General features: G+C 33.9%; 17 protein-coding genes. All 17 read right to left on the bottom strand.

Annotation, left to right across the window (positions count from 1 at the left end; genetic code table 11):
• Positions 1-1,132: hypothetical protein (locus SOR77_RS00780; RefSeq protein ID WP_320635312.1), on the bottom strand; the 1,132-nt coding region annotated here is incomplete at its 3' end.
• A gap of 3 nt (positions 1,133-1,135) precedes the next feature.
• Positions 1,136-2,962 carry a phage tail spike protein gene (locus SOR77_RS00775; RefSeq protein ID WP_320635311.1) on the bottom strand — a complete coding sequence of 609 codons (1,827 nt, stop codon included), beginning with the start codon at positions 2,960-2,962 and terminating at the stop codon, positions 1,136-1,138.
• Entirely contained in the window at positions 2,962-3,492 is a 531-nt protein-coding gene (locus SOR77_RS00770) for a phage distal tail protein (protein WP_320635310.1), read from the bottom strand. The genes SOR77_RS00775 and SOR77_RS00770 overlap by 1 nt, the downstream gene beginning before the upstream one ends.
• 6 nt (positions 3,493-3,498) lie before the next feature.
• Positions 3,499-3,897 carry a hypothetical protein gene (locus SOR77_RS00765; protein ID WP_320635309.1) on the bottom strand — a complete coding sequence of 133 codons (399 nt, stop codon included), beginning with the start codon at positions 3,895-3,897 and terminating at the stop codon, positions 3,499-3,501.
• Entirely contained in the window at positions 3,897-4,442 is a 546-nt protein-coding gene (locus tag SOR77_RS00760) for a distal tail protein Dit (RefSeq protein ID WP_320635308.1), read from the bottom strand. The genes SOR77_RS00765 and SOR77_RS00760 overlap by 1 nt, the downstream gene beginning before the upstream one ends.
• Positions 4,439-7,192, bottom strand: a complete 2,754-nt coding sequence (locus tag SOR77_RS00755; protein WP_320635307.1) for a phage tail tape measure protein — start codon at positions 7,190-7,192, stop codon at positions 4,439-4,441. The genes SOR77_RS00760 and SOR77_RS00755 overlap by 4 nt, the downstream gene beginning before the upstream one ends.
• A gap of 51 nt (positions 7,193-7,243) precedes the next feature.
• The gene (locus tag SOR77_RS00750) at positions 7,244-7,408 is read right to left on the bottom strand and encodes a hypothetical protein (RefSeq protein WP_320635306.1); all 165 of its coding nucleotides are present in this window, start codon (positions 7,406-7,408) and stop codon (positions 7,244-7,246) included.
• Positions 7,409-7,422: 14 nt separating this feature from the next.
• Positions 7,423-7,839, bottom strand: a complete 417-nt coding sequence (locus tag SOR77_RS00745; RefSeq protein ID WP_320635305.1) for a hypothetical protein — start codon at positions 7,837-7,839, stop codon at positions 7,423-7,425.
• Position 7,840: 1 nt separating this feature from the next.
• Positions 7,841-8,410: a major tail protein gene (locus SOR77_RS00740; RefSeq protein WP_320635304.1), complete on the bottom strand. Its 570-nt coding sequence runs from the start codon at positions 8,408-8,410 to the stop codon at positions 7,841-7,843.
• A 2-nt stretch (positions 8,411-8,412) separates the two neighbouring features.
• Entirely contained in the window at positions 8,413-8,721 is a 309-nt protein-coding gene (locus SOR77_RS00735) for a hypothetical protein (protein WP_320635303.1), read from the bottom strand.
• On the bottom strand, positions 8,718-9,074 hold the full coding sequence (locus tag SOR77_RS00730; protein ID WP_320635302.1) for an HK97 gp10 family phage protein: 357 nt from the start codon (positions 9,072-9,074) through the stop codon (positions 8,718-8,720). Before SOR77_RS00730 ends, SOR77_RS00735 begins: the two co-directional genes overlap by 4 nt.
• Positions 9,061-9,369: a phage head closure protein gene (locus tag SOR77_RS00725; protein WP_320635301.1), complete on the bottom strand. Its 309-nt coding sequence runs from the start codon at positions 9,367-9,369 to the stop codon at positions 9,061-9,063. Before SOR77_RS00725 ends, SOR77_RS00730 begins: the two co-directional genes overlap by 14 nt.
• Positions 9,369-9,632 carry a phage head-tail connector protein gene (locus SOR77_RS00720; protein WP_320635300.1) on the bottom strand — a complete coding sequence of 88 codons (264 nt, stop codon included), beginning with the start codon at positions 9,630-9,632 and terminating at the stop codon, positions 9,369-9,371. Before SOR77_RS00720 ends, SOR77_RS00725 begins: the two co-directional genes overlap by 1 nt.
• Positions 9,583-9,792 carry a hypothetical protein gene (locus SOR77_RS00715; RefSeq protein ID WP_320635299.1) on the bottom strand — a complete coding sequence of 70 codons (210 nt, stop codon included), beginning with the start codon at positions 9,790-9,792 and terminating at the stop codon, positions 9,583-9,585. Before SOR77_RS00715 ends, SOR77_RS00720 begins: the two co-directional genes overlap by 50 nt.
• Before the next feature lie 13 nt (positions 9,793-9,805).
• Positions 9,806-11,182 carry a phage major capsid protein gene (locus tag SOR77_RS00710; RefSeq protein WP_320635298.1) on the bottom strand — a complete coding sequence of 459 codons (1,377 nt, stop codon included), beginning with the start codon at positions 11,180-11,182 and terminating at the stop codon, positions 9,806-9,808.
• Positions 11,157-11,726 carry an HK97 family phage prohead protease gene (locus tag SOR77_RS00705; RefSeq protein WP_320635297.1) on the bottom strand — a complete coding sequence of 190 codons (570 nt, stop codon included), beginning with the start codon at positions 11,724-11,726 and terminating at the stop codon, positions 11,157-11,159. The genes SOR77_RS00710 and SOR77_RS00705 overlap by 26 nt, the downstream gene beginning before the upstream one ends.
• Entirely contained in the window at positions 11,719-12,912 is a 1,194-nt protein-coding gene (locus tag SOR77_RS00700; protein WP_320635296.1) for a phage portal protein, read from the bottom strand. Before SOR77_RS00700 ends, SOR77_RS00705 begins: the two co-directional genes overlap by 8 nt.

The following is a 12,912-nucleotide window of genomic DNA, read 5'->3' as shown; positions in this document are numbered from 1 at the left end:
CACTAGGTGATATTTTCATTACTTTTTTATCGCTACCACCACTATATATATTTCCTTGAGTATCTACTGCTACTGAATTTACTCGACTACTATGTCCTGTAAATTCCCATATCTTAGTTCCACTAGGTGATATTTTCATTACTTTTTTATCATCGCTACCACTATATATATTTCCTTGAGTATCTACAACTAATGCCTTTACAGTATTACTATGTCCTGTAAATTCCCATATCTTAGTTCCACTAGGTGATATTTTCATTACTTTTTTATCGCTACCACCACTATATATATTTCCTTGAGTATCTACTGCTACTGAATTTACTCGACTACTATGTCCTGTAAATTCCCAAGATTTTTTAGGAATTAGGTCTCCTACAGGTTTTAAATTTGTTTTATCTATAACATCTCCAACACTATAACCTGTTTTTATACTTTTAATTTTAGTCGCTAACTCGGAAAATGTGCTATCTTTAGTAACTCCTGTTTGCCCTTTGTCGATAATGGCGTTAGCAACTAATCTTTTTCCATTATCGACATTTTGAAAAAGCACTTTCCCTTGTTCCGCACTTAAAGCTTTATCTGCTCCACCGGTGATTAAGTCATTGACAACTTCAACTTTTGGTATGTTTACATTGATTCGATTATCACTTGTTATTTCAACATTAGTTCCAGCTGATAATTTGTTTTGTTTCTTATTCCAACTATCTTTTTCACTGTCCGTAACAAGTCTATGTGTGCTATCATCTGCTAATTCTGATAATTTAGTTTTTATATCTGTCTTACTTGCGAAGTCATCTTTAGCGCTATCATCTAATTTATTTTTATCAAGTTCTTCTATGTTCGCTATTAGTTGTTCGTAATCATAATTTGTGAAGTTTCTTGCGACTTCCGTTGTTTTTTGCCAATCTCTTGCGATTCCTTCAACCGCTCTTTGAATTGTATATCCACCATCAGACCTCAAATCTTTAACCAGCACGGTTTCTGCATTTTGGTCCGTTCCAATTACAGCTAAATTGGGCAACTCTGGCAATATCGAACTGTCAGCAATATACATCACAGTTCCCTCTGGTTTGAGTGGTTCTTTTAAATAAGTTGCTGGACTATTAGCAATACCTTTATACATTTTTTTCATAGTTTAAAAATCTCCGCCTCCTCGACTTGTTGTAAATAATTGAATAAACACGCTCGCGTTAATTCGAGTAAGTTTATTTGGAACAATTTCTATTGTGTGCCATGTTCCACGTTGTATCTTTCCCCCGTCATCTTTTGATAGATGCGGAATTAAATTAACTTCTTTATCTTTTATATAAACCGTTTGTCCATCAACTCTTAAATATGCTTCACTTGCCTTGCTTCCTTCGTACATTCCATAGTCTATGTCGTGCGTGTGATCTGGCAACGTAAAGTCGTGCGTGTGCTGTGGAATATTAACAGAGTGCGTGTGCTGTGGAATATTAACAGAGTGTTCGTGAGGTCTTAAACTTATACTGTGTTCGTGGCTGTAAACGTGATAATCTTCTGCAAATCCGATATGTTGTTGTTGAAAATTCTTAACAACCCTTTGAACGTTATCACCGTTAACTTGTGCCATTCCGTGAGTAGTGTCATAGTCTCCACCACCCGAACCTGTTGATGTATAATCACCGCCGCCTGCTCCTGTTGATGTATAATCACCGCCGCCAGAGCCAGTGGTTTTCCTTGTTTCACCGCCACCTTTTGTAGCTTTTGAATATGCTCTAAATGATTCTAAAGTATAATTTAAAATCAGCTTATTTATCCTTGCCATTTCGCTTGGAATGTAAAATTTAATTAAAGCCGGATATTTTTCATCAGCGTTGTCATTAAAAGCAATCTGCATTAGATTAGTTGCACCTTGTGCGTAAGTGTCATTAATTCTGCTTCGTTCCATAATTTCAGAAATACTTCCAGTTATGTCTTTATTTTTATTAGCTATTTCAATTTCAATATCAAAAGGATTGCCTTTTAAATCACTTTTGGAAACTTTAACTATTGGAAGTTTTAAATTTATCTCATCTTCAACATCACGAATTAAAACAAAATCGCCCGGTAAAAATTTAGGATATTTATTTATATCAATTACAGATAAATCTACAGCTTTAATTTTGTAAGACAGATACGGTTGACTTGCTTCATTTAACACTGTCTTTGCGTACTCTAATAGTGTTGTTGGGCTCTCAAAACGTCTATCAATAAGTATTGAATTTTTAAGTCCGTAACTTCCGACATTTTTTTCAATGTATGGAACTCCATTATTAACAGATTTTATCGTTAATTGATTGTCACCTTCGCCATATCCCAAGGCATATAATCTAGTCACAATGTTTGTTGGGTCTTTTGTCTTTTCAATATTTTGCATATTTTTTCTATATTGAATATCAGCTTTATATTTCTCGTCCAATCTTTTTAAAGATAAACCCCAAGGCTGTGTTGTTGTATCAAAAACCCATTTATATTTTTCATTAAAGCATTTCGGAACAGAGAAGAGAGCAGCTAATAAGTTTTCATTTTCCCATTTATATTCAAATTGCCTATTAAAGTCACATTCTACAAGTTGCCACCTTTTATTAGTTTGCTTGTCTAAAACATATCTCAAGACTTGCGGTGTATATACACCTACATTCCCTATTTGATGATATTGAAAAAGTACATCATCAATCAATGTCGCAAGTACGTGTTCACACTCAAACTCTTCATAAGCTAACTCATTTCTTGTAAATACACTTGGCATTATCCTAAACAGTTCAACACGTTCTTCTCCATCAAACAATTCAACGTAGTTAAATGCTTCACAGAATTTTATTTTTTTATCATTCTTTGGCATCTTAAATCTACAAGTCCACAACTCATTATTTACTAAGTCATAACCTGTGTCGAAAGCATTTTGTAATCTTGCCAGTTCTCGCATATTTGTATCATAGATTTTGATGTTGTATTTCAGCATTACAACCACCTATCTTTCCAATAAGTGTCTATACTCACTCCATTTGCTCCACCAGCAACAATTTCAATGTCATTTGCCCCTGGTAAAAAGTCAAAGAAGTCACCATCTTCTGTGAGTAGATGCATAGCATTCTCACCATTTATTGTCGCTGTTAATTCGCAAGTGTTTATTTCTATTTCTTCTCCTGGTTTTAACACAAATCCTTTTATCTCTAAATATTCAGAGCCAAGAAGTGAACTACTCCCGAACGATTCAAAGCTTATTTCAGATTCCACTTTTGTATCTAAAATCAATAAACTTGTTGAAATGGCACTACTTTCAAAAGAAATCCCTGTTTCTGATTTTGCAAATACTTCTGAAAACCCACTAGCGTTAGAGTCTATATTGAATATTAATTCTGTTTTTTCTACATGATTTTCTATAATAAAATCTTTTAAATCTGTATAAAAATCAAATTCGGATGTCGCTGTAATTGCTACATCCGAATTATTTTTTATATTAAATTTTGATAAATTGAATCTATTTGGCATGGCTCATCACCCAACCGATATTGTTAAATTTCCTGTATCTATTATAAATTTATTTCCTGTGCTAATTGTAATTGGTTTATTAAAAGCTCCATATACAAGTAAATTTCCACCGTCTCTTGCTGTTCTTATTCCATAGTAAGATATTTCGCCCCATTCTGATTGAGCTGTTGGAAACTCAACGCGCGCGCTATTGGAAATAGTCGCTCTATCTGTGTTTTGAGTTGGATTATTAAATGTAATTAATTGTCTTGTATATCCAGTTCCAACAACTTCTGAACCAGTATCAGAGTCAGTTGGATTGGTTCTATATAGCGCTATATAAAGTTGAGTCGGTTGAGATATTGATTGTCCTTTGAAGATATAGTTTAGCACCATATCTTCAAGATAATTGCTAGCTTTACTCATTAAATCACTACCTTTCTTGTTATTCTAAGTGACGTAACATTTGTAGACCCTGTATTTTTTATAATAAAAGTGCCACAAGTTTTTACATTCCCTTTATTTTTTATTGATATGTTCGTTTCATTTTTTCCCAATTTTGTAATTCTGTTTAAATCCGTGCTAACTGCGAACGGCTGACATTCAAACTCTATTTCCATTGTTCCTCGTGGTTGTAGTGCCAGTTGCTCTATTCCTACAGCAGAATATACACTTGCTTCATAAGCTTTCCCTGGTTCATCGTCAAAAATTAATAAGCCGCTTCCAGATAGCCAGCCGGCTATCTCTCGTATTTTCGCCCTAAGTTCTTCAAACTTATCTACATACATTATGCCAATTGTGCATTTGATGTATCGTTTTTCGTACTCATACGATTCCAATTCTAAAGTCCCGCTTCTTCCGAGTATTGTAAATTCCTTTTTTCTTCGTTCTGGGATTGCTGTTCTATCCGTACTTCTAAATCCGACATTAAACTGTGAGCTGTGTTTGCCATCAAATTTAAATCCTATCATATAGTTGCAAGCCCCCTTCCACGATTATTTTTTTGTTGTAGTTTGTTTAATTCTTCTGCTATTTTCTTAATGTCTCTTTCTTCTCTTACAATAAATGTATTTCCAGTTATTAATACACTTCCGGAAGATTTTCTTTTGTCCAACTCTGAACCTATTAAATGTCGCAAATCGTCAAGAGCCCCTACAAATTCAGGCCTTTTTTCACCTACACCGATTATTGATGGACTTGAGAAGATACCGCCTTTGTCGTACCAGTCAACACTGAAATGTGGAACTGATGGAGGTTTTAAACTGAAACTACCACTCACGTTAAAGTGTGGTAATTTTATCTTTGGAAAAGGAAGTGTGATGTTCAATATCGATTTCATTTTTTCAATAGCACTATTCACTATTTCTTTTGCTTTGTTTATTGGCCCTTCAATTGCAGATTTTACTGCGTCCCACGCTGTTTTAGTCACGGTCTTAATTCCATTCCATATTTCAGTTATTTTAGTTTTAATTGCTGTAAATATTTCGGTTGCTTTTGTCTTTAAACCATTCCAGATTGGTTCTATAACAGATTTAATACCATTCCAAGCTTCGGTTGCTTTAGCTTTAATCGCTTCCCAAATTTGAATTACACTTGTTTTAATAGCATTCCATATTTCGCTTGTCTTTGTCTTAATAGCATTCCACACAGTTTCTATCGCTGTTTTAATAGCGTTCCATATTTCACTCGCTTTAGTTTTTATTGCGTTCCAAATCGGCTCTAAAAAACTTTTAATTGCATTCCAAACTGTACTTGTAACTGTTTTTATTGCGTTCCAAACAGTCGTAAATACTGCAACAAGACCTTGCCATATTGTTTGAGCTGTTGCAATTAGAACTTGCCAAGCTAAAATCAATGGGGTACTTATAGCTATCCAAGCCACATTAAACACTTCTTTTATAACTTCCCAAACGAATTTAAATACTGTTGTAAGCCCGTCCCAAATCGGCTGAACTGTTTCTATAAAAGAATTCCACAAATCCGTTAGAGTTGTTGTTATAGCTTCCCAAATACTACTCCAAGTTTCCGAAATACCTTCCCATAGAGTGCCGAAGAATTCTTTAATGCCACCCCATACGGTAGTGGCTACTTTTTTTACTTTATCCCAGTTTTTTATAAGTAATATTCCAGCAGCAACTGCCGCCATTATCCCAAGTGCGATGGGACTTATTAGAAGTGGCAAAAGTTTCATTGCTCCTGCAAATAATGTTGCTCCCGCTCCACCTGCACTAAAAAATGTTACTAAGTTTCCAAGTGCAAAAGCGAGTTTCCCAAAAAATATTAACAGAGGGCCTATAGCGGCTGCTACCATTGCAAGTATTAGTACAAAATTTTTCATTCCAGGTGGCATTTTATTTATTGCATCGGCAAATTTTTTAAGGCCACCAATCATTGTTTCTAAAACCGGTAGTAACAACTCTTGTAAAGATGAACCTAAATCCGCCCCACTTATTTTTAGGTTGTTCATAGCTTGTTGGACTAAATCGATTGGGTCAAGCATTCCTTGCCATGTATTTTCTACAGAACCCGCTGCTTCTTCTGCTGCGTTTGCAAAATCTGCTGCACTTAATGCTCCAGATTCTAGAGCTTCTAACATAAAAGCTCCGCCTTTTGTTCCAAAGACTTCTGCAGCTAAAGCAAGTTTTTCTTCGTATGTTGTCGCAGTAGCTAACTTGTCTTGAAGTTCTTGAAGTCCTTGAACCATTGATTTTCCCTCTTTAGCCCAATTGGTTTGAGCTTTAGTCAAATAAGATAAAGCTTTATTGGAGTCAATGCCTTTTTGCTCCATTCTTCCCATCATTTCTGTCGCTTGAGAAAAATTAAGCCCCAACTCTTTTAACGCTGGACTTCCTTTTGTAACAACATCAAATAGTCTGTCTGTACTAACACCAGTGTTTTGGGCCGTCTTAGTTACAGAATCTAATACCATATCTAAATCTGATGTACTAAGTCCATATTTTTCAATAGCTCCTTTTGCAGCTATTACAGAATTTGTAACATCAGTACCATTTATTTGAGCAAATTTAATTGTCTTTTCTGATGCCTTTTCAAGTTCTACTCCAGTTAATCCAAATTGAGTATTTAATTCACCAATAGCATTTCCTACTTCATCAAAAGTTGCTGGCATATTACTTGCAACATTTCTAAAAGATTTTTCTAAATCGTCCGCGACTTTTCCAGTCGCTCCAGTTTTTGAAATGATTGTGTCTAGTCCGTTGTCAACTTCTTTGAAAGCCACTAAAGCACTAGCACCTACTGCGACAATTGGAGCTGTGACGTTTTTTGTCATTCCTTCGCCAACTTTTGTCATTTTGTCGCCAGTATCTTTTAACTTTTCGCCAACTTCTTTCCATTTTGAATTTGTCTTTGCCAACTGTCCTTCAAGAGACTTTAATTGATTTTCTGTCTTTATAATTTCTCTCGTTAACGCATCATATTCATCTTGTCCGATTTTTCCATCTGCCAATGCTTGTTTAGCTTGTTCTTGAGCAGTCTTTAAAGTTTCAAGTTTCTTCTTTGTATTTTCAATTGATTCAGCAAGAACCCTTTGTTTTTGAGTTATAAGTTCAGTGTTTCCAGGGTTGAATTTTAAAGACTTATTGATTTGTTTTAGTTGTTTGTCTAAATCTTTAGAGGTGTTGTTTACTCCTTTTAAAGCTTTTTCAAGTTTCGAAGTATCGCCCCCGAGCTCTATTGTTATACCTTTGATATTTCCTGCCATTAATTCACCTCCTTACAAATATTAAAAAAATGAGCACTACTTGAGTGCCCATTAAAAATTATTAAAATCGTGTTGTGTCGCTGTTCTTGTTTCTTCTTTCTTTTCTTCTTCGTTGTTGTTTATCTCATTAAAAGTGATACAATAGTCGACTATTTGTCCTATCGTCATTCTATAAAAATCCTCTAACGTCAAACCTCGCGCTATTGCACCAGCCATTATTATTTCTATGTCTATTTCGTTTTTATCGCTTCCATTATTTTCGTTAATTTTTTTTTAGTTACTAATGATGGAATTAATATAGTTAGTAATTCTTTTGCCACATCAAAAATTGGAAACTCTTCAAATTCCGAAAACCAAACTAACGGCTCTTTAATATTTGGGTCTGCAATTTTAGCCATAGTCCATATTAAACTCAATATGTCGTTTAGTTCCAATGCGTAGACATTTTCTAAAAGCGCCCCTAAGTCTGATGCCTTGATTGTTTCCTTTTTTGCCATTAATTCATCAGCTCCTTTTAAAAGTTCACTGATGATTGGCATTATGATTGTCAATATGTCTTTTCCGAATTGATTTTTATACACAAGTGGAAAAGCTGCATTAGCTTTAAATGCTACTTGTCTGCCGTTTATCTCTATTACTTTTTCCATATTATATTCCCTCTGCTGGAACTACTTTGTAAGGAGTTGTTAAGAACTCATCATACCCAGTTTGTCCTTTTGTTACTTTCGCTTTTATATATCCAGTGTCCATCGCCGGAACTGCATTTATAGATATTTTGTCTGTTTGTACTTCAATCTTATCTTCTTTAGTTTTTGAAATAACTTCTGGTCTTGAAGATGAGCAGTTGTATAAAATGTGTCTTGTTTCTGTTTGGTCTCCGCTAAATTCAAAAGCCATAGCATAGTTTTTTGGTTTAGCATTAGAACCTTCTACTATTGCTCCGTTCTTATCTTTAATTAAGCCTAATATATTAATCTCAAATTCTTCTGGAATTAATGCAATTTCTAAATCGCCCTCGTATCCGTTGTTTGAAAATTGTGACCAATAAACAGTGTCGTCCGCATAAAAGTTGTTATTGTCCCCATTTGCTTTTAATGACAACTCTACCGCACCAGGCACAACTATTTTTTCGCCAAATGTAACTTTTTGTGCACTAGCTTCTGCGATTGGCCATACAACTACATTTTTTAAACCAAATTTAACTTTATTTTTCGCCATAATTAACCTCCTAAATAATATCTAATTAAGAATAAATCTTCTTTTTCGATGTATATATCTTCCGATTTTTCCCATAATATTTCGTTATCATCAAATATTTTTTCAATTTTTAATTCTTCTTTTTCATCTTTTCTATTGTTGTAATATTCAACAATATAAGTATTTTCAGAATTAAAAACTTTGTTGTCTGCTTTGAAATTGTTAGAGCCGCTGCCATAATAAATTAAATATGGAGTTTTAGGCGGCTTATCGAACTTCATATAAGCAACTTTCATTCCCTCTATCGTAAGAATGTTATATGGATTTTTCATATCTGCTCTATTACCTTTTTAACATCATTTTCTAGTTTTTTATTTACTTCATCTTCAACTGGTTTAATGTGAGTAAAAGCTCTTGTCCTTCCACCTTGTCTTAATGCGTGTCCAAACTCTAAAAGATGAGTTAATTGTCCTTTACTACTTTTAATTATCCTTGAACTTCCATCTTTTTTTATTCCCCAACTTTTCGAGTAATTTTTCCAACCTTTTGATGCACTTACTGTTTTTAGCCTTTCCGCTCCGTATTTTGCAGCTTCTTCTACACATTTATCAAGTTTTTCTTGAACTTCTTCTGAATAATCTGACAGTGCTTTGTCTATAGCAACTGCAATGTCAATCTCTACCAAGGCTATCACCTACAATCAATTCTAAAAGATCCCCTTTTCTGTAAGTTCTTAAAATGCTATATAGTTTGTCTTTATATATCAATTCTGTTTCTCCAGAATATTCTATTTCATGTATTGTAAGCAACGCTTGAGGTTTTAAACCTACATTTGCGGCCGCATAAAATTCACTTGAATATACAGACTCTTCATTACAAAAAATAGTTATTTCTTCTCTTTTTGTTTGCGGATTGCCATATTCATCTCTACCATTTTCACTCTCTTTTATAAGTGTTAATTCGTTATTAAAAATAGCCATTACTCACCCGCTTTTTTTAAAAACAAATTCCTTAGTCTCCAGCGAATGCGTTCTGGCATTCCTGCGTCTGAATCTTTGCTTGAGTATCTCCAAGCCGAATAATCAACTAAAAACATTAAGTCGTCAGGTATTGTTTCATCAATTTTTATACCTTGAATATTTAGCAATTCTTTTTTACAGCCTTCGATTATAGCTTTTAAATATTCATCTCGACTATTTATTGTTATCCCTAGTTGAGCTTTTACCAGCTTTAGTGCTTCCATTTTCTTTCACTTCCTCAACCCACTCGCACTCTAAACAAAATTTTCTTAAACCAGTTTTCATTTCTTCAAATCTTTCTTTAGTGCAAGTAAAAATGTCGCCCGGCATGCGAACGACATTTTCTTTTAAATCTTTAAATTCTTTTAATGCTCTAACTTTCATTATTTACACCTCATTAAATTTCAGCAGCTTTATCTTTTACAAATTCAAGAGTTGTTGTTGGCGCTTGTCCTGTAACATTTAAAACTGCAAAGCCTTCTCTGATTACTGGTTTACCATCATATCTTGCTGTGCCTTTAAATACTGTGTTGTCTTCGATAAATTGTACATGCTCAGATACTGCAAGTTGCATTCCAGCTCTTTCTACAAGCAAGTAAAGTCCGCCATACCCAGTTATCACATCACCATTTGGAACAAAAGGTAATAGTATTACTTCGCCACCGATTATTGGCATTGTCAAATTCATTCCACTTACAATTACTCCTGCTGCATTAAAGTTTAACATTTTGGATTGTATTGTTAGATATGTTGTTTCATTCATTATGAAAAATCTATTTCCTACAGCAAAATCAGATTTAGCAACTGCTGTTTTAACCATTAAATCCCCAAATAATTTTTCAGGTGTATCTCCTTCAACTTGAAGTATGTTTGTGGTTGATAAATCAACCCATTTTCTCATTTTATCTGTATGATTTTCTGGTTGTACCTTTTGAGCCAAACTTGTAACTATTCCAACCGGCATTTTCTTTCCTGTTCCATAAAGTATTGCTTTATCAATCGCTAATCCGATTGCTTGTGCTAGCATGTACATTATTTCATTGTATAAATCAACGTCTGTTGCATCTTCTAATGTTGCATTACAAACTGGAATAAATCCACCAACTTTATATCCTTCAACTTCTACAAAGTTAAATCCAAAATCAAGTTCATTTAATTTGCCGCAAGCTTCTGTCCAAACCGCTTCAGGAATAGTACCTGCAATTGTAGCTCTCGCTCTTCCTTTAAGTGGTCTTAACCAAACTTTTGTTAACAACTTAGAGTATTTGTGAACATTTTCTCTCAATATTCCAACTAATGTTTGTGGAATTACAAGCTCTGTATTTTTCACTCCTCTTGTTTGTAGTTTCATGTTTCTAACTTCGCCAAAGAAGTTTTTAACATCTTCTCTCTTTGTAAGTTCAACAACTTCTGCTCTTGTTAATCCACCAAACATTTCTCTTTTTTCCATGATTTTTAGTCCTCCTCTTTCTTCCTCAATGTCTTCATTTTTTTCAACTTGATTTCCTTTTTCTTCAAGTTCTTTTAACTCATCATCTATTTCTTTTATCTTTCCTTCAAGCTCTGTTTCTTTTGTTCCTACAGATGTTTTGTCCTCTTCAAATTTTACAATTTCATCTTCAACAGCTTGTTTTTCTTCTTCTGTTTGAGCTTCGTCTATAGCTGCTTCGATATCTTTTTCTCTCGTTTCAAACTTAGCTTTTTCAACTCTAAGTTCTTCTAGTTCTGCAACTAAATCTTTCTTTCTTTTATTCAACATTATTATTTTTAGCATTGTTTAATTTCTCCTTTGTCAAAGTTTTCCAACGTCTCAATGACGTTTCTTGTTCTTGTTTTTCTCTAGCTTCAACACCAGTATTTTCGTAAGCTGGGAAAGTACAAACCGATACTTCATAAAGTTCTACACCATTTATTCGCCAGTATGATTTTCCTTCTTTATGCTCAACTTCTTCATCTGTAATAAAAAAACCAAAGCTACATTGATTTACATCACCACGCTTTACACGTTCGTATAAATTCACAGCTTCGGTGTCTTTTGGATTTATTCTTATTGTTCCAAATAAACCTTTATCATCAGTCTTTAGTTCGAGTGTTCCTGCTTTTGTTCTTCCAAGCACAGCTTTTGTTTCATGATTTATCAGTGCTCTTACATCTGCATCTAATGAATTGTTAAATGCTTCTGGTGCTATTTCTTCAAATACATCTTTATACAATTCTGTTTTTTGATTAAAAATTGCAAAATAGCCTGAAATTATCATTTCTTCTTGTTCTTCTCTAAGTTGCAAATCTGACTGCATTGTTCTTATGTGTTTAATCACTTGTTTCACCTCCGTTCAATTTTTCTTGATTCCCAATTTTGTCTGCTGGTATAAAGTTTTCTAAAATTATTAACTCATTCAGAGATTCCATTGGTGACATGTCAAGCATTGCTCTAACTTCATTCCCAGTAACAACTCCACGTGTATATAAATTTGTGTATACATTACTTATGTCCTTTATGGAGTATGAATATAAACTTTTTACGTTAAATTTGAAGTAGAGTTTAGGCGAATACAAAAGCTTCATAGTCAACTCTTGTTCTATCGCAGTTGCAATCGTCCTTATCCTGGTTTGAATGAAATTGTTGTATTCTTTTTCGTTAAATGTTCCAAGCCCTAATAAAAAAACAGGTATTCCAAGAATGCCTGCTACTGTTTTTTTGTCTAATTCAATTGTGTCTTTTATTGCTATATCATTTAACGTAAGCGGCTTAACTTGTTGTACATCTATCAAATCTGCTGGTATTATCCAAGGTTCACCTGCTTTACTTGCAGAAATGTATTTATCATAAACTTTCTCTTTGCCACTTTTTGAAATTAGTTCTTCTGTCAAAGCATCTACTTTGATGATAAGATTCGGAATAATTTTATTACTCATAAATTGATTAGTTGTATGTGCTGCTTGTTTTAAATTTTTAACAACATCACTCAATACAACTCTATAGCTTTCGCCAATCCAAGGCCTTTCAGCATTTGGGTTTATTCTAAAATGCAATATTTCATCATAGCTGTATTTTTTGCCATTTATCATTGCATAATATCCACCACTCTCTAAATCGAATAAAGAGTGTTTGCTATTTGGAATTGGAGTTAAATCATCTATGATATTATTTTTTATTTTTGGATATACAATCGCATTTCCATTTAAAATCAACTCTTTAACAATCCAAGACACCCATTGTTGACGGGTCATATATTTATATGGCTCGATATCTATTTTTCTTGATAGCTCATTTTTTAAACGTATATCTCCACCTTCGCCATTTTCCATTAAATAAATTGTCATTGTTGATATTAAATCAGCTATTCGTTCAATCCCCATTCTAACTTCCGGATTGTCTGAAAGTTTAGTATATCCTTTAACGCATAGTCCTTCACTGTCTCCGTCTGATATGAACCAAGCTTGAGTTGGTGTTAGTGGTTCTGCTCTCGTTTTTCTTTTGTTTTTCCTTTTATTTCTGTTCAT

Origin of the sequence: Peptoniphilus sp. (genome assembly GCF_034090345.1) — a bacterium.
Classification (GTDB): Bacteria; Bacillota; Clostridia; order Tissierellales; family Peptoniphilaceae; genus Peptoniphilus.
Note: the sequence above shows the minus strand (reverse complement) of the source record. Positions and strands in the feature narration are given on the sequence as shown.